Annotated in this window: 14 protein-coding genes; 2 read left to right on the top strand and 12 right to left on the bottom strand. The window is 72.8% G+C overall.

The features are described from left to right. The 10 genes from FHU30_RS30225 to FHU30_RS30180 form a co-directional block, all read right to left on the bottom strand. On the bottom strand, nucleotides 1-622 hold a 622-nt coding region (locus FHU30_RS30225; protein ID WP_253880347.1), incomplete at its 3' end, for an MFS transporter. Then, nucleotides 622-837 (bottom strand): hypothetical protein, encoded by a 216-nt coding sequence (locus tag FHU30_RS30220; protein ID WP_253880346.1) that lies wholly within the window; start codon nucleotides 835-837, stop codon nucleotides 622-624. The genes FHU30_RS30220 and FHU30_RS30225, both read right to left, overlap by 1 nt. Then, the gene (locus tag FHU30_RS30215; RefSeq protein WP_253880345.1) at nucleotides 821-1711 is read right to left on the bottom strand and encodes an LLM class flavin-dependent oxidoreductase; all 891 of its coding nucleotides are present in this window, start codon (nucleotides 1709-1711) and stop codon (nucleotides 821-823) included. The genes FHU30_RS30220 and FHU30_RS30215 overlap by 17 nt, the downstream gene beginning before the upstream one ends. A gap of 121 nt (nucleotides 1712-1832) precedes the next feature. Further along, nucleotides 1833-2366, bottom strand: a complete 534-nt coding sequence (locus tag FHU30_RS30210) for a hemerythrin domain-containing protein (protein WP_253876821.1) — start codon at nucleotides 2364-2366, stop codon at nucleotides 1833-1835. 120 nt (nucleotides 2367-2486) lie between these two features. Then, nucleotides 2487-3998, bottom strand: coding sequence for a methyltransferase (locus FHU30_RS30205; RefSeq protein ID WP_253876823.1), 1512 nt, complete (start codon nucleotides 3996-3998; stop codon nucleotides 2487-2489). After that, on the bottom strand, nucleotides 3995-4921 hold the full coding sequence (locus FHU30_RS30200) for an NAD-dependent epimerase/dehydratase family protein (protein WP_253876825.1): 927 nt from the start codon (nucleotides 4919-4921) through the stop codon (nucleotides 3995-3997). The genes FHU30_RS30205 and FHU30_RS30200 overlap by 4 nt, the downstream gene beginning before the upstream one ends. A gap of 28 nt (nucleotides 4922-4949) precedes the next feature. Then, complete coding sequence (locus tag FHU30_RS30195; protein WP_253876827.1) at nucleotides 4950-7688, bottom strand: alpha/beta fold hydrolase; 2739 nt, start codon at nucleotides 7686-7688, stop codon at nucleotides 4950-4952. Between the two features lie 83 nt (nucleotides 7689-7771). Further along, entirely contained in the window at nucleotides 7772-9247 is a 1476-nt protein-coding gene (locus FHU30_RS30190; protein ID WP_253876829.1) for a multicopper oxidase family protein, read from the bottom strand. Between the two features lie 297 nt (nucleotides 9248-9544). Then, complete coding sequence (locus tag FHU30_RS30185) at nucleotides 9545-11023, bottom strand: MFS transporter (RefSeq protein WP_253876830.1); 1479 nt, start codon at nucleotides 11021-11023, stop codon at nucleotides 9545-9547. Nucleotides 11024-11195: 172 nt separating this feature from the next. After that, nucleotides 11196-12080 carry a TIGR03619 family F420-dependent LLM class oxidoreductase gene (locus FHU30_RS30180; RefSeq protein ID WP_253880344.1) on the bottom strand — a complete coding sequence of 295 codons (885 nt, stop codon included), beginning with the start codon at nucleotides 12078-12080 and terminating at the stop codon, nucleotides 11196-11198. A gap of 257 nt (nucleotides 12081-12337) precedes the next feature. On the opposite strand from FHU30_RS30180, the gene FHU30_RS30175 reads away from it, so the two are divergent. Beyond that, nucleotides 12338-13861, top strand: a complete 1524-nt coding sequence (locus tag FHU30_RS30175; RefSeq protein WP_253880343.1) for a UvrD-helicase domain-containing protein — start codon at nucleotides 12338-12340, stop codon at nucleotides 13859-13861. Nucleotides 13862-13872: 11 nt separating this feature from the next. Here FHU30_RS30175 and FHU30_RS30170 read toward each other — a convergent pair whose 3' ends face one another. Continuing rightward, nucleotides 13873-14679, bottom strand: a complete 807-nt coding sequence (locus FHU30_RS30170; RefSeq protein ID WP_253880342.1) for an SAM-dependent methyltransferase — start codon at nucleotides 14677-14679, stop codon at nucleotides 13873-13875. Between the two features lie 155 nt (nucleotides 14680-14834). On the opposite strand from FHU30_RS30170, the gene FHU30_RS30165 reads away from it, so the two are divergent. Beyond that, nucleotides 14835-15839, top strand: coding sequence for an NAD-dependent epimerase/dehydratase family protein (locus tag FHU30_RS30165; protein WP_253880341.1), 1005 nt, complete (start codon nucleotides 14835-14837; stop codon nucleotides 15837-15839). Here FHU30_RS30165 and FHU30_RS30160 read toward each other — a convergent pair. Beyond that, the gene (locus FHU30_RS30160; protein WP_253880340.1) at nucleotides 15823-16356 is read right to left on the bottom strand and encodes an AAA family ATPase; all 534 of its coding nucleotides are present in this window, start codon (nucleotides 16354-16356) and stop codon (nucleotides 15823-15825) included. The two genes, FHU30_RS30165 and FHU30_RS30160, sit on opposite strands and share 17 nt — an antisense overlap. Nucleotides 16357-16358: the final 2 nt, after the last annotated feature.

The raw sequence follows: 16358 nt of genomic DNA, 5'->3' as shown, positions 1-16358 counted from the left end.
GCGAGGCGGGCAGTTGCAGCACCCACGTGTAGAAGACGATCGTCGGCGCGAGCGTGATCGCGGCGATGCGCAGCGCGGGGCGCCGGTGCTCGCGCAGCAGCGTCCGCAGTGGCCGGTCGGCGCCGTCCTGCGCGGTGAACAGGAAGCTCTCAGCGAGCTTGCGGCGCAGGACGATCGCGGCGATCCCGGCGAGTCCCCCGGCGGCGAACAGGATCCGCCAGCCGAAGGCGTGCATCTCGTCCTTGCTGAGCACGGCGGAGAGGCCGGTCGCGGCGAGCGCCGCGACGAGCGTGCCGAGCACCGTGGACTGCTGGAACACCGCCGAGTACCAGCCGCGCCGCTCGGCGGGCGCGGTCTCGGCGAGGTACGCCGCGGTGGCGCCGATCTCCCCGCCGGACGACGCGCCCTGCGCGCAGCGCAGCACCAGCAGCGCGAGCGGCGCGGCGACGCCGATCGTCCCGTAGGTCGGGACGATCGCGATCAGCACCGAGGCCACACCCATGATCGCGACGGACACGGTCATGCCGGCGCGGCGTCCGCAGCGGTCGGTGAGCCGCCCGAGCAGCGCCGCGCCGACCGGACGCGCCAAGAACGCCACGGCGAACGTCGCGAGCGCCGCCATCAGCGCTGCCGCTGGCTGCCCCTTGGGGAAGAACGCGTGCGCGAACATCGGCGCGCGAACGCGTAGACCGACCAGTCGTACCACTCCAGGGCGTTCCCGGCGGCGACGGCCGCGAGCGCCCCGGCCTTGACCCGGCCGGGCTTGGCGGCGGGCGTGAGGCCGGTGACGCGCGGCGTGTACTGCGGGTACGGCGACCGTTCAGGTACTGCGGGCACGGTTCACCTCCTCCCGGACGGCCGGGACGACCTCCCGGGCGAACAGCTCGATGTCGGCGGGACGCCCCGACGACAGGACGAACCCGGACACGCCGAGTTCGAGCGCCAGCTCGGCCAGCTGATCGGCCCAGACCTTCGGCGGCCCGTGCAGGACCCGCCCGAAGCGCCGGGCGAGAACACGCCGTCCAGGTTGTAGAGGCGGCGGACGGCCGCCGGGTCGCGTCCGGCGGCGGTGGCCGCCTCGTCGATCAGCGGCGACGCGGCGGCCATCTCGCCCGGGCCCATGTAGGCCGAGGACGGGATCCAGCCGTCGGCGAGGCAGGCCGATCAGGTTCAGCGTGCGCGGCCGGTACCCGCCCAGCCAGAGCGGGACGTCGAAGGGGCGGCCGAGGATCGGCGGGGCGTCGCGGAGCCGGTAGAACTCGCCCTCGACGGTGTGCCCGGGGCGCCCGTCCAGCAGGCCGCGGACGACCCGACGGCCTCGTCCAGCGCCTGGACCTGCTGGCCCGGTGTCCAGGACGGGCCGCCGAGCGCGGCGATCCCGCCCTGGTGCGCGCCGGAGCCGAGGCCGAGCGCGAACCCGCCCGCCGCTGATCTCGGCGAGCGTGGCGGCCCAGGACGCGAGCGTCACCGGACCGCGCAGCGGCAGCGACGCCACGTCCGGGAACACGGTGATCTTCCGGGTCGCGAGCGCGACCCGGGTGAGCAGGGTCGGGGTGTCGGCGAAGCCGGGATGGTACGGGTGGTCCTGCATCCCGACGAGGTCGAGGCCGAGGCTCTCGGCCAGCCGGACGTTCTCCATCGTGGCGGGCATGTCGGCGACGGCCGGCGAGAGGAACACGCCGAACAGCAGGTCGTGCCGGTAGTCGGGCATGAGGATTCTCCAGGAACGGAAGGAGGGAGGGCGCGGGCGGCGGCGTCGGGGAAGCGCGGGAGGCCGCGTCGGCGAAGCGCGTAAGGCGGCGTCGGGGCGCAGCGGGTCAGCGGGTCAGGGGTCAGGCGATGTCGGCGTAGGTGAGGCGGACGAGGGTCGGCGTCAGGTGCGTCTCCTCGTACTCCAGGTGGGCCGACAGCAGCTCGGAGACCTCCCGGACCTTGGCGAGCATCTTCGGGCCCACGGCCGGGTCGCCCGGCAGCAGCCGGATCATCTGCTGGAGCTGGTCCAGGTGCGCGACGAGCCGCTCGTGCTCGTCCATGAGCTGCTTGATGCGCGGCGCGAGGTCCGGGTTGCGCTTCCGCAGCACCGGGAACATCGACGCGTCCTCCACGGTGTGGTGGCCGTGCACGAAGGAGCAGAACTGGGCGCAGTAGCGCGGCAGGATGCGCTGCCAGTCGCGCTGGCGGAAGGCGTCCATCGCGCCCTGGAGCCTGCGGCGCGCGGCCGCGTCGCCGCCGACGCCGTCCACCACGGCGGTCACCAGGCGGCGGAACTCGTCCATGTCGCGGCGCATCTGGTCGTGGATGACGAACAGCCGCTGGGCGAGTTCGACGCCTTCGGGGTTGGCTCCGGGAAAGTCCAGCTGGGGCATGCGGGTTCTCCTCCTCGGCGAGGCCGCGTGGCACGGCGGGCAGGCCGCGCCGGCGGCTCGGGTGCTCGGTCGGGACGGGACCGGGCCGCGTCGTCGGGGGCCCGGTCCCGATCGGATGGGTCAGTCCTTGAAGCCGACGGCGAGCCATTCGGGGCCGGACAGCGGGCGGACGGAGACCCGTCCGAAACCGGCCTCGGCCAGCCAGGCCGCCGCGTCGGCGGGCCGGTAGCCGTGCCCGCCGGGGCTCTCCAGCATCATGTGCAGATCGGCCAGGTGGCCGAACAGGTTGGCGGCCCCGTCGGGCCGTCCGGGGTCGGTCATCAGGTCGTAGACGACGACCGCGCCGCCCGCGGGCAGCGCCTTGTACGCCTTGGCGAGCAGGTCGCGCTTGGTGGCGGTGTCCCAGTCGCACAGCACGTGCCCGAGGACGAGCAGGTCGGCGGCCGGCAGGTCGTCGGTGAAGAAGCTGCCGCCCTCGAACCGCATCCGGTCGGCCAGGCCCGCTTCCCGCGCGGCCCGCTCGAAGTGCGGCCGGACCTGCGGCAGGTCGAAGCCGATCCCGGCGAGGTGCGGGTGCGCGGTGAGCAGCGTCCGCAGCACCGCGCCGCCCGCCGCGCCGACGTCGGCGACGGTCTTCACGGCGTCCCAGTCGAGGTCGCTCTCGCGGGCCAGCGCGAGCGCCGCGCCGGTCGCGCCGCCCGCCATCGCCGCGTGGAACGCGCGGACGCGCTCGGGGTCGGCGTACAGCGCCTCGAACGGGTCGTCGCCCGCGTTCGCCTTGTTCTGCGGAAGGCCGGTGCGCAGCATTTCGGTCAGGCCCTTCCACGACTCCCACCAAAGGTGGGACGCGGCGAGCGGCAGGCCCGCGACGTTCGTGCCCTCGGCCTCGGTGAGGAAGCGCTTGGCGACCGGCGTCAGGCCGTACGCGCCGCCGTCCTCGCGAGCGAGCATGCCGAGGCCGGTCAGCGCGTCCAGGAACGGCCGGACGCCGCGCTCGTGCAGGCCCAGCTCCCGGACGATCCGCTCCACCGGGCGCGGGCCGTCCGCGAGCGCCTCGAACAGGCCAAGCTCGATCGCCGACATGAGCACCCGCGACTCCCAGAACCGGAACCCGGTGCGGATGACCTGCCACGGCTCGATCGCCGGGTCCACGGCCGGTTCGACGAGGGCGCGGATGGCGGCGGTGTCGTGGATGTCCTCGAAGCGGACGGCCTTCCCGTCGCGGATCCGCCAGTGGTGCACGACAGTGATGTCGGCCTCGCGGCCGGTCGTGGCGGCGCGCATGTGGTTCACGCCCGTGACGACCACCTGGTCGCCTTCGGCGAAGAACGTGTCGGGACGCATCCCGACCTCGGCGAACAGCGCCCGCGCGCGGGCCATGAACGCCTTCACGGCCGGAAGGCCGCGCTCGACGCCGCCGAGGCCGTGGTCGTCCATACCGTCCGGGTGGACCCACTCGATGTCGGGGTCGAAGAACGCGAGCGCCGCGTCGAGGTCACCGCGCCGGAACGCGTCGTACGAGGCGGAGATCAGCGCGATGTTGTCGGTCGTGAGCGCGGTGTCAGCGGCCGTGCCGGTCGTGAGCGCGGTGTCAGCGGCCGTGCCGGTCGTGGGCTCGGTGTCGGCGGTCATCGGGGCTCCAGGACGAGGTCGGGGGCGTGGTGGGCGAGGACGCGGGCGACGCCGGCGCGCCAGTCGACCTCGCAGGGGCCGACCAGCTCCAGGCGCCGGGTGTGGTCGAAGACCGCGGTCTCGCGGGACAGGTCGCCCGGGTCGAGCCGCGGCTCGATCCCGGTGAGGGCGGCCATGTGGTGCAGCAGGTCGGTGATGCCGACCTCCTCGTCCCCGCCCCAGTTCACGACGGTGGCGGGGACGGACGCGACGTCCCACAGCAGCGGCGTCTGCCGGACGACGTCGTCGGTGTGCAGCAGGTTGCAGAAGTTCTGGCCCTCGCGCGGGACGGCGCAGGGCAGCCCGTCCGCCATCCGGCGGAACAGGATCACCGGCAGGCCGCCGTGCCCGTACGGGCCGTACGCGACGTTCAGCCGCGCGATCGTGGTCGGCAGGCCGAGCGCGGCGGCGAGGCCGCGCACCAGGCCCTCGGTGGAGATCTTCGCGACCGGGTAGGTGGGCAGCCAGGGCGCCTGCCCGCCGATCGGGTCGGTCTCGCGGTAGCGGTGCATGCGGTCGGCGCGGTTGTAGACGACGCCGCTGGAGACGTAGAGGAACGCCTCGGCGTCCGCGCAGTGCCGCATCAGCTGCGCGGTCCCGGTCGTGTTGATGCGGACGGTGTCGTCGAAGTCGGTCCCGTCGCCCCGGTGCACGGCCGAGTGCAGGACGTGGGTGAAGTCGCCGGGCAGGTCGTCCGGCAGGGAGCCGTGGCCCATGTCCCAGACGCGGGTGCGGATGCCGAGCTCGCCGAGCGCCTTGCGGGCGTCCCGGTCGCCGAACCGGCCGAGGCACCAGACCTCGTTACCCGCCGCGAGCGCCTCGGCGACCGGACGGGCCACCTGGCCCGTCCCGCCGGTGATCAGGATCTTCTTGCCGTGGATCACTGTGGTCCTGTCTTCCTGGTCGGAGGCGTCAGGAGGCGCGCCGGTCGGAGGCGAGCGCGTCGCGCAGCTCGGCGCGCAGCGTGGCCTGGAACGTCCGGACGTGCTCGGGGCTCATGAGCGTGTAGTGCTCGCCGTCCACTTCGATGAAGCGGTTCTCCGAGCGGGTGAAGTCGTCCCAGGCGCGCAGCTGGTCGTTGAGCCAGTCGGCCTTGGTGCCCTTCAGCGGCGTGCAGTAGAAGACGCGGACGTCCTCGACCGTCCCGGACGGCGCGTAGTCGCGGCCGAGGTGCACCATGTTCTGCGCGAGCGCGACCCAGGCGGCGAACCGCTCGACGTTCAGGTCCAGCTCGCGCAGCCGCTGCCGGGGCGCGTTGTCGACCAGGTAGCCGAGCTGCTCGTCCTCGGGGAGCCCGCGCAGCTTGGCGGCCAGGGCCGGGATGTCGGCGGCGTTCACCAGGTCCAGGAACAGCGCGAGGTTCAGCGCGCCGTCGGTGAAGGTGATCTCGTGCATCCGGCCGGCGATGTGCGGCGGCAGGTTGAACACGCCGACGAACGACACCTTCTGCCCCATCGCCTCCAGCCGCTTGGCGATCTCGAACGCGACCGCGCCGCCGTAGGAGTACCCGGCGACCGCGTACGGCCCGAGCGGCTGGACGCGCCGGATGGCGTCCACGTACGTGTCGACCATCTCGGCGAACGTGCCGAAGTGCGCCTCGCCCTCGCCGAACCCGCGCGCCCGCAGCGCGTAGAACGGGCGCTCGTTCGTGAAGTACTTCGCGAGGTTGATGAACACCAGCACCTCGCCCAGCCCCGGGTGGACGCAGAACAGCGGCGTGCCATCGCCCGTGAGCTGCAACGGGACGAGCGGGTCGTACTCGGCCTTCGCGCCGCCCGCGATCCGCCCGGTCAGCGCCCGGACGGACGGCGCCTGGAGGATCGTCGACATCGGCAGGTCGTCCACGCCGAACGCCCGCTGCACCTCGACCTTCAGCCGCAGCACGTCCAGCGAGGTGCCGCCGAGGTCGAAGAAGCTGGTCGTCACCGACACGGCCTCCGCGTCGAGCACGCGCGCGTAGATCTCGGCGAGCCTCCGCTCGGCGTCGGTGCCGGGCTCGGCGAAGGCGCCGAGGTAGCGGGCGGCCAGCTCGTCCGCGCGGCGGGCGGACGCGGCGAGGCGTCCCCGTTCGAGGTCCTCGCGGAGCCGGCTCCGCTGGATCTTGTTGAGGTTCGAGCGCGGGATGGCCTCCTCGTCCACCGGCAGGATCGCCGCCGGGCGGAAGCCCCAGTGCATGACGGTCGAGTTCCGGATCGCGACGATCGTCCGGTAGAGCGCGGCGTCGTCGAACGCGGCGTCGCCGTCCGGCGCGAACGCGACGGCGAGCTGCTCGGTGTCCGCCCCGGCCGGACGCGTCGGGAACGCCGCGACGCTGCCCGCGCGCACGCCGTCCAGGTCGCCCAGCACGGTTTCGAGGTCGTGGCTGTAGTAGTTGACGCCGTTGACGATCACGCTGTCCTTGCTGCGCCCCACCAGGACGAGCGCGCCGGACGAGTCGAACATGCCGAGGTCGCCCGTCCGGAACCAGCCGTCGTGGGTGAACGCGTCGGCGGTGGCCTGCGGGTTCCCGAAGTAGCCGCTCGTGACCATCGTCCCGCGCAGCTGCACCTCGCCCGCCGCCTCGGACCGGCCGTCCGCTCCGGCAGCCGCGGTCGCGCCGGACGCTCCGGACGTGGCGGCGAGCACGTGGCCGTCCGGCGCGGCGATGCGGATCTCCAGGCCCCGGACGGGCCGTCCGAGCGCCGGGAACTCCGCGTCGTCGTCGCGCGGGTCGAACACGGTGTTGAAGACGCTCCCCGCGCAGGTCTCGGTCATGCCGAACGCCGGGACGACGACGTCCCCGTGCAGCCCGTACGGCTGGGCGAGGTCCAGGAACCGCCGGACGGTCGCGGTGACCGTCGCCTCGCCTCCCGAGATGATGTGCCGGACCTTCCCCAGCTCGAACGATTCGGCGCCCGGCGGAACGTCGGACAGGGCCCGCGCGAGCTGCCCGAAAAGGAAGTTCGGTGTGAACGTCACGGTCACGCCGTGCTCGGACACCAGCCGGAGGAACTGCAAGGGGTCGGCCAGCACGGTCTGCGGCGTCGCGATCACCTGGTCGGCCCCGGCCGTCATCGGCAGCAGGTGCGCCTCGATCGCCGCGATGTGGTCGGCGGAGATCCAGTTCAGGAAGACGTCGTGCCGGGTGATGCCGAGCGCGCCCGCCTTCCCCGCCTGCGCCGCCAGCAGGTTCGCGTGCGTGAGCCGCACCGCCTTCGGCAGGCCGGTCGAGCCGGACGTCAGCATCAGCAGGGCCAGGTCGTCCGGCTGCGGGAGGTGGATCTCGCCGCGCCGGCCGAGGTCGGACTCGGCCAGCTCCTCGATCGCGGCGCTGCGCAGCCGCGGCACGTCCGGAAGGTCGGCGAGGGCCGCCTTCGGCGCGATCACCAGGGGCTCGCCGAGCAGCACGCTCAGCTGTTCCAGTTGCGTCCGCCACCGCGCCGCGTCGTTCGGCGGAGCGATCGGGGCGGGCACCATCCCGCCGAGCACGCAGCCCCAGAAGGCGGGCAGGAACGTCTGCGGGTCGTCCGCGACGATCAGGACCCGGTCGCCGGGCAGGCGCCCGTAGCCGCGCAAGCCGCACAGCACGCGTTTCGCGCATTCGGCCAGGTCGGCGTAGGGAAGGTGCGGTCCGTCGACGAAAGTGACGCCGCGCTTGTCATGGGCGGCCACCGATAGCAGTTGCGGAAGTGTCGTGAAGTTGGGAGTCGGTTCCACTGGGACTTGCCTCCAGCCATAGAGCACGCGAAACGGAGTCAGACCACCTGGAACTGCGCCATCATCCCCATCGAGGCGTGGTCGATCAGGTGGCAGTGGTAGACGAAGGTGCCGCGGTAGTCGGCGAAGGTCGCCTGCACCCGGACGGTCTCGCCGGGATGCACGGTCACGGTGTCCCGCCAGCCCTGCTCGGCGGCGGGAGGCGGGGTCCCGTTGCGGTCGAGGACCTTGAAGTGCACCAGGTGGATGTGGAAGTTGTGCGGCAGCCCGTACTGGGTGTCGGCGTTGTAGATCTCCCAGATCTCGGTCGCGCCGAGCGGGACGGTCTGGTCGATCCTCGTGTCGTCGTAGGTCTTGCCGTCGATCACCATCACGCCGCTCGGCGGGTCGAACGGCCCGAACTGGATGCGCCGGGTGTTGGTCGCGGCGGGCAGCGTCGGCGCCGGTGCGAGCTGGTCGGGGACGTCGCTGGTGTCGGACGCGGTGCCGACGATGTCGAACCGGAGCAGCTGCTTCTGCGCGTCGCCCTCGTTCGGGAACGGCATCGCGTTCGTCAGCAGCACGTGGTCGCCGACCTTGTAGCGGGAGAAGTCGATGACCACGTCGAAGCGCTCGCCCGGCCACAGCTCGAACGAGGTCACGTCGTCCGGCGCGGGCAGCAGGCTCTGGTCCGCGCCGATCACCGTGAGGGTCGAGCCGTCCGCGAGGCCGAGGCCGAACGGGCGCAGGTTGGACGCGTTGAGGAACCGGAACCGGTACTTGCGGGCCTGCACCGGGAAGTACGGCTGGTTGCGGCCGTTGACGAGGATCGTCGTCCGGTTCGCGAAGTCGTCCATGACCCAGTTGAGGGTGCCGTCGTCGGCCATCCGGACGTCCCGGAGCATGATCGGCACCTCGTACGGTCCGCGCGGCAGGTTCAGCGCGCGCTCGTCCGGGCTGGAGATCAGGTAGAACCCGGCGAGGCCCTTGAACAGGTTCTCGGCCTCCACGTGGTGCGCGTGGTCGTGGTACCAGAGCGTCGCCGCGTACTGGTTGTTCGGGTAGGTGTAGGTCTTGCTGCCGCCGGGGTTGATGACGTCCATGGGGTGGCCGTCGTTCGCCGCGGAGACGTGCCCGCCGTGCAGGTGGGTGGAGATGGGCCGGTCCAGGGAGTTGGTCTGCCGGACGACGACCTGGCGCCCTTGCCAGGCCCGGATCGTCGGGCCGATGAACGTGCCGTTGTAGCCGAAGATCCCGCTGCTCACACCGGGGACCAGCTCCTCGGTGCCGTTCTTCACGGCGATGTCGTAGTAGTCGGTCGTGGACGTCGAGGAGGTGGGCCGCAGCACGCTCGGCACCGGCATCTGGACGGAGAACGGCGAGGTGGTGAGGCGGCTGCCGGCGCGCAGCAGGTGCGCGGTGTGCGAGCCGTGCCCGGCCATCGGCCCCGCGGCGCGCGCGGTGTGGGCGTTGTAGAGGACGGCGGTGGCGGCCGTGGCCGCTCCGCCGAGGACGAACTGCCGTCGCGTGACCATGCGTAGAGCTCTCGCTTTCATCGAGGGCCGTGGAGGGGACGCAGCGGGGAGTCGGAGCAAGAGGGACGAGCAGCGGGGAGCCGGGGGGACAGGCCGGGGACGAGCTGGGGGGACGAGGGACGGGAGGTGCCGTGGCCGGGAGGGGGACGCGGAGGCGTTGTCCCCCTCCCGGTCGCGGCGGGCCGGGAGATCGGGGAGGAGCCGGGTGGGCACCGGCTCCACTCCCGGCCGCGGGGTGGTGGGGTGGCCTTGGGCGAGCGGGGCGGCCAGGGCGGCTGGATCGGACGGTTCGGCGGGTCAGGCCGAGGAGGCGCCGGCCTCCGGGGCCTTCTCGGCGGGGGCGGGCGAGGCGTCCGGAGCGGGCGCGCCCTGCGGCGGCCTGCCGGGGATGACGGTCGCCGACAGCAGCAGCACCAGGACGGCGATGCACGCGCCCGCGACCAGCGCGCCGGAGTAGCCGCTGGTCAGCGCCTCCGGCATCGGGTGGCCGTCCTTGGCGGAGCTCTTGATCAGCTCCGTCACGACCGGCGTCAGGATCGCGATGCCGAGCGTCGCGCCGACCTGCTGCGAGGTGTTCAGCACGCCGGACGCGACACCGGCCAGGTGCGGCGGGGCCATCGACGTCGCGGCGATCGTGGCGGCGACGAACACCATGCCCATGCCGATCCCGGCGAGCAGGGACGGGCCGAGGATCTGCGCCCAGAACCCGCCGTCCGCGGAGATCGCGCCGAACCAGGCCATCCCGGCCGCGGCGATGATCGAGCCGATCGCGACGGCCGCGCGGGGCCCGCCGCGTCCGACGACGGGCGGGGCGAGCTGGGTGCCGATGATGATCGCGACGCAGATCGGCAGCTGCGCGACCGCCGAGCGGAGCGGCGACCAGTGGTGCACCTGCTGCATGTAGAGGGTCAGGAACACCATGCCGGGGACGAGCGCCATCGTCATGAGCCCCATGCCGAGGTTCCCGCCGGTCAGCGGGCGCAGCCGGAACAGGCTCGGCGGCACCAGCGGCGCGGACACCCGGTTCTCCACGACCACGAACGCGACCAGCAGCAGCACGCCGACCACCAGCGACGCGACGGTGGACGTCGAGCCCCAGCCCTTGTCGGGCGCGGTGACCAAGCCGTACACCAGCAGGCCGAGGCCGAGCGTGGACGCGATCGCGCCGACGACGTCGAACGAGGCGGCGCGCTCTCCGACGCGTCCGCCGGGGAGCAGGGCGGGGGTGAGGGCCAGCGCGACGATGCCGATCGGGACGTTGATCCAGAAGATCGCGCGCCAGCTGATCCAGTCGGTGAGCGCGCCGCCGAGCACCGTCCCGGACACGCTGCCGAGCCCGGCGAGCGCGCCCCAGATGCCGAGCGCCTTGAACCGCTCCTGCGGCTCGGTGAACAGCCGCATCACCAGCGCGAGGGCGGCGGGCGCGACCACGGCCGCGCCGAAGCCCTGCACGCCGCGCGAGATGATCAGCCAGGCCGAGTTCTGCGCCAGCCCGCAGGACGCGGACCCGACCACGAAGATCAGCAGGCCCCACACGAACATCGCGCGGTGCCCCACGTGGTCGGCGACGCGCCCGCCGAGGAGCAGGAACCCGCCGAAGACCAGGGTGTAGGCCGACACCACCCAGGACAGGTTCTCGGGCGAGAAGTGCAGGCCCCGCTGGATCGACGGCATCGCGATCGTGACGATCGCCGCGTCCAGGATGAGGATGAACTGCGTCACCGCGAGCACGGCGAAACCGGGCCCGCGCCTCGCCGCATCGGGTTGTGCGGACACGAGAGATACCTCCGGGTAGTTCGGGGTGTGAAGCCCGTTCCACCACGTTGTGGACGAGCTGTACCCGAAGCTACGAAGGTCCCTTGTTCACGCCTTGTCCCCGCGTTGTCCCCCGGAAGGCCAAGGCCCCGGGACGACACCCCGGGGCCTTGCCCAAATCACTCTGACCAGCTCATCCGCGAAGCCGCGCGACCGCCTCAACACCTCCCTCGCCCAGCGGCCAGTAGACGTGGTCGGCCCCGAGCTGCGCGAGCCGCTCGACGTCCGACGCGACCTGTTCGGGCGACCCGGTGAGCGGCATCCGCCCCGGATCAGCATCGGTCTCGCCCACGGGCCCGTTCGCCTGGACGACGAGCGGGGTGTCGGCCGGATCGACCCCGGCCTCCTTCGCCGCGCGCCCGTACAGCGCGACGATCTCGCGCAGGTCGTCCCACGAGTACAGCGACAGCGTGAGCCCCGCCCGCAGCCGCGCCGCCCGCGCGACCGCCCGCGCGCTCACCGCGCCGATGACGACCGGCACGTCCCGGACGGGCTTGGGCCCGATCTGCGACTCGGGGATGCGGTAGTGCCGCCCCTCGAACCGCACCGGGTCCGGCCCCCACACCGCGCGCATCGCGTTGACGTGCTCCTCGAACCCCGCGCCGCGCCGGCCGAGCGGCACGCCCACGGCCTCGAACTCCTCGGCCATCCAGCCCTGCCCGAGCCCGACCAGCAGCCGCCCGCCGGACAGCCGGTCGACCGTCGCGACCCGCCGCGCGAGCACCACCGGCGGCTGGAACAGCGCCGCGATCACGCTCGTGCCGAGCAGCACCCGCTCCGTCCGCGCCGCGACGAACGACAGCACCTCCAGGGGGTCGTACACGTTCGCCCACTCGTCCGGCGGATCGGCGGGCGGCATGACCCCGCCGTACGACACCGGCCCCGGCGGCCGCAGCAGCCGGTCCTGCACCCACACCGAGTCCAGCCCGGCCCGCTCGGCCCCGGCCGCCACCCGGACGATCTCCTCGGGCGACGCCGCCGCGCCGCTCGCCGGCAGAAGGACACCGAACCTCACCATGCGGAGGTCTCCTCTCAAGGGGGATCCTGGAAGTGCCCTCACGCACAGTGCCGCAAACCGAACAACGAGCAATCACGACAAACGTAGAAAAATTTCGTCAACCCTTGCGCAGCCCCACCCGCCCGCCCACTCCGGAGCGTGCCGGCCATCCGCCCGGATCCTCCATGGTCACGGCGATTTCCGTAGTTCAGGGGTGTTGTCGGAGAGTGATTGTTGCTATCTCTGGGAGGTCGTGACTTTCTGACGGTGCTCAAGGGGTGCGCGGTGGTCGCTGGCGGATCGGCGGGGGCGAGGGGGCTGCGGGCCCGGGAGCAGGCACTGGAGCTGGCGCGGCGGTCGCGCTCGGCATGTCGCCGGTGGCCGTCCAGCCGCTGCTGGTGTTCGCCGGCCACCGCCTGGACGAGACGCTCGGACGGGTCCGCCTCACGGGCCGCGAGGACGTCCTGAGCATGCTGCTCGCCGCGCCGAAGCGGTTGAACGCGCCGATGGTGAAGGCCGTCGCGGCCTACCTGGAAGAGGGCTTCCCGGCGTACGAGGCGAACGCGCTTCCAGAGCGTCCGGCCGCCGCCGCGGGCGAGAAGTCCGGGCTGTTCGACGTCGAGGAGGTCGAGCAGGCGGCGATGGCGTCGGTCCTGCACGGCCCGATCGAGCAGTGGATGACGTTCCTGCATCCCGACCAGGTCGCGATCGCGCGCCGCGAATGGAGCGGGCCGGCGCGCATCAGCGGACCGGCCGGGACGGGCAAGACCGTCGTCGGCCTGCACCGCGCCGCGCACATCGCCACCCGCACGACCGGGCCGATCATGTACGTCACCTACGTGAACAACCTCCCGCGCGTGCAGGGGCGGCTGTTCCAGCGGATGGCGCCCCACCTGGCCGACCGGGTGGAGTTCACCAGCCTGCACGGCTGGGCGCAGCGGTTCCTCGCCGACCGCGGCGTCCGGATCAACCTGGACAAGCGCGCGGCGGAGGACTGCTTCTCCCGCGCGTGGCTCCAGGCCGGCCGCGGCAGCGCGCTCGCCGAGCTGCGCGAGCGTCCCGCCGCCCCGCCCTACGCCGCCGTGATCGTGGACGAGGTGCAGGACCTCACGCTGGTCGGCGTCCGGCTGCTGCACGCCCTCGCGGGCGACGGCCCCAACGGGCTGCTGCTGATCGGCGACGGGCAGCAGGCCGTCTACCCCGGCGGGTTCCGGCTCGGCGAGGCCGGCGTCGGCATCAAGGGACGCGGAGCGGTGCTGCGCATCAACTACCGCAACGCCGCCCCGATCCTGGACGAGGCCATGCGCCTGGTCTCGGACGACCCGTTCGACGACCTGGACGGCCCGACCGCCAACGGCCACCGGACCGTCGAGACCACCTACCACGAGGGCCGCGTCGTGCACGCCGCCGCAGCGTCGGAGTCCGACCACGACGACGTGTTGGTCGGCGCTCTCGGCGCGCTCGCGGCGGGCGACCCGGCCGCGCTCGCGAGCACCGCCGTCCTGTGCCGCTCGCGCACCGACGTCGAGCACTACCACCGGCTGCTGACGCGCGCCGGGCTGCCCGTCCTGCGCCTGGACAGCTACGACGGGCGGCCCACCGAGGCCCTGAAGATCGGCACCTACCTGCGCGCGAAGGGCCTGGAGTTCAAGCACGTCTTCCTGCCCGCGTTCACGACGCGTCCGACCACCCTCGGCGGCGATCCCACCGCCGCCGAGCGCGCCGCGCTGACCCGCCGCCAGTCCTTCGTCGCCATGACGAGGGCCCGCGACCTGCTCTGGCTCGGCACCATCCGGGACTGAGCGGGAGGACGTCAGGGTTTGCGGGAGATGGCGGCGTACATGCCGGCTTCGGCGGGGGTCGCGGGGAGGGTTTCGGGGGTGGGGCGCCAGGCGGCGGTGTAGACGAGGCCGGGGTCGAGGAGGTCGGTGCCGGTGAAGAAGCGGGCGATGTCGGCGGCGGTGCGGGTGTGCAGGGACGCCGAGGAGTGGCTGTCGTAGACCTGCTCGGCCTCCTGCGCGATGGCCGGGTCGGGGTCGGACGTGCCGTGCGAGATGACCAGGTGGCTGCCCGGTGCGGTCGGGGCCATGAGGCGGGCGACGATGCCGTGCGGGTCGTCCGCGTCCGGGAAGAAGTGCAGGACGGCGAGGAGGAGGACGGCGACGGGGCGGTCGAAGTCGATGAGGCGGGTGACGTCCGGGTGGGCGAGGATCGCCTCGGGGTCGTGCAGGTCGGCCTGGACGAGGGCGACGCCGCTGGTGTTCGCGAGCAGGGCGCGGGCGTGGGCGGCGACGATCGGATCGTTGTCGACGTAGACGACGCGGGCGTCCGGGTTGTGCTGCTGCGCTACCTCGTGGACGTTCTGCTGGGTGGGGAGGCCCGTGCCGATGTCGATGAACTGGTCGATCCCGGCGTCCCGGACGAGGTGGGTGACCGCGCGGCTGAGGAAGGCGCGGTTGTGGCGGCACGCGTGGAGCGTCTCGGGCGCGGTCGCGAGGAAGGCGTCCCCGGCGGCGCGGTCGACGGCGTAGTTGTCCTTGCCGCCGAGGAAGTAGTCGTAGATGCGCGCCGGGCTCGGCACGCTGGTGTCGACTCCGGTCGGCGCCCATTCCGCGGTCATCGGCTCTCCCACCTGGCGGGTACGGCGTGATCATAAGCCGCCCGGGGGCGCGCGCGTGTGAGGAGCCCTCATGTTCGCTCTGGGCTGCGGGTGTTCGCTATGAGCGGTGTCGTGGCCCCTGAACGGACGTGGCCTCCGGGTGATAGCACGGAGGTATGAGGCTTCTGGTTCTTGGCGGTACGGAATTCGTGGGGCGCGCGGTCGTCGAGGAGGGCGTCGCGCGCGGGTGGAAGGTCTCGGTCTTCAACCGGGGCACGCACGAGGCCCCGGAAGGTGCGGCGGTGCTGCGCGGCGATCGCACCGCGCCGGACGGGCTGGCGGAGTTGCGGAACGGCGAGTGGGACGTCGTGGTCGACACCTGGTCGTGGGCCCCGGCGGCCGTGCGGGACGCGGCGGAACTGTTGTCGGGCCGCGCGGGTTCCTATGCGTACATTTCGAGCCGGTCGGTTTACGAGTACCCGGTCGCGGTCGGCGCGGACGAGAGTGCGCCACTGGTCGAGGGTTCGCCGGACGACGCGGACTACCACGACCGCGCTTCCGACTACGCGCGGGTGAAGGCCGGAGGTGAGCTGGCCGCGGTCCGCGCGTTCGGTGATCGGGCGCTGCTGGCGCGCGCCGGTCTGATCCTCGGCCCGTACGAGAACATCGGGCGGCTGCCGTGGTGGCTGAACCGGATCGCACAGGGCGGCCCCGTGCTCGCGCCCGGTCCGGCCGAGTTGAAGCTGCAGCTGATCGACGTCCGCGACCTGGCGGCGTGGACGCTGGACGCGGCGGCGCGGCAGGTCGGCGGGGCGTTCAACGTGACCAGCCCGGTCGGGCACACGACGATGCGCGAGCTGCTGGAGGCGTGCGTCCGGGCGACCGGGTCGGACGCGCGGCTGCGCTGGGCCGACCCGGACCCGATCCTCGCGGCGGGTGTGCAGCCGTGGCAGGACCTCCCGGTCTGGGTTCCGCCGGGCGATTTGTACGAGTTCCTGCACCGGACGAACGTGGACAAGGTGATCGGCGAGGGGCTGCGGTGCCGTCCGGTCGAGGAGACCGTCGCGGACACGTGGGCGTGGCTGCGGTCGATCGGCGGCGAGGCGCCGCAGCGTCCGGACCGTCCGGCGGTGGGGCTCGACCCGGAGGTGGAGCGGTCGCTGCTCAGCGGGGCCGCTTGAAGAGGTACGCGCCGTCCCGGATCCCGTCCGACACGGCGTCGGCGGTCTCGTCCGGGGTGAGCACGGACGAGTCGAGGACGTACCGGTCGTAGCCGTCCTGCGCCACGAACTGGGCGTGCATGTCCGCGATGGGACCCGGATCGGTGAGGTGCCGATCCGGGTCCCGCCCGGTCGCGCGGGCGAGCGCGGTCGCGGCGTCCGGACGCAGGATCACGTAGTGGAACGGTTGCGCGCGTTCCTCGAACTTGTGCAGGAACCACGGGCCCATCACGCCGTCGCAGATCACGGTGTAGCCGCCCGCCGCGTAGCCGAAGGCCGCGCCCGCGACGACGCCCATCACGGTCTCGTTCTGCTCGTGCGACTCGGGCAGATACGGCGGGATGATTCCGCGTTTGATGTAGGCCCAGAAGTCGTCGGTGTGCAGGTGGACGCTGCGCTCGAACCGTCCGGCGAGCAGCCCGGCCACGGTCGTCTTCCCGGCGCCGGGCGGCCCGGCCAGGATGATCACGTTCCCCATCC

This window comes from Actinomadura rupiterrae (assembly GCF_024172125.1).
In the GTDB taxonomy this organism is placed as follows: Bacteria; Actinomycetota; Actinomycetes; order Streptosporangiales; family Streptosporangiaceae; genus Spirillospora; species Spirillospora rupiterrae.
This window is presented reverse-complemented; position numbering and strand designations above follow the sequence as displayed.

Excerpts from the sequence above, each read along its gene's own strand:
- FHU30_RS30215 (WP_253880345.1), bottom strand. The coding sequence starts at position 1,711 with ATGCCCGACTACCGGCACGACCTGCTGTTCGGCGTGTTCCTCTCGCCG.
- FHU30_RS30210 (WP_253876821.1), bottom strand. The coding sequence starts at position 2,366 with ATGCCCCAGCTGGACTTTCCCGGAGCCAACCCCGAAGGCGTCGAACTC.
- FHU30_RS30205 (WP_253876823.1), bottom strand. The coding sequence starts at position 3,998 with ATGACCGCCGACACCGAGCCCACGACCGGCACGGCCGCTGACACCGCG.
- FHU30_RS30190 (WP_253876829.1), bottom strand. The coding sequence starts at position 9,247 with ATGGTCACGCGACGGCAGTTCGTCCTCGGCGGAGCGGCCACGGCCGCC.
- FHU30_RS30180 (WP_253880344.1), bottom strand. The coding sequence starts at position 12,080 with ATGGTGAGGTTCGGTGTCCTTCTGCCGGCGAGCGGCGCGGCGGCGTCG.
- FHU30_RS30170 (WP_253880342.1), bottom strand. The coding sequence starts at position 14,679 with ATGACCGCGGAATGGGCGCCGACCGGAGTCGACACCAGCGTGCCGAGC.
- FHU30_RS30165 (WP_253880341.1), top strand. The coding sequence starts at position 14,835 with ATGAGGCTTCTGGTTCTTGGCGGTACGGAATTCGTGGGGCGCGCGGTC.
- FHU30_RS30160 (WP_253880340.1), bottom strand. The coding sequence starts at position 16,356 with ATGGGGAACGTGATCATCCTGGCCGGGCCGCCCGGCGCCGGGAAGACG.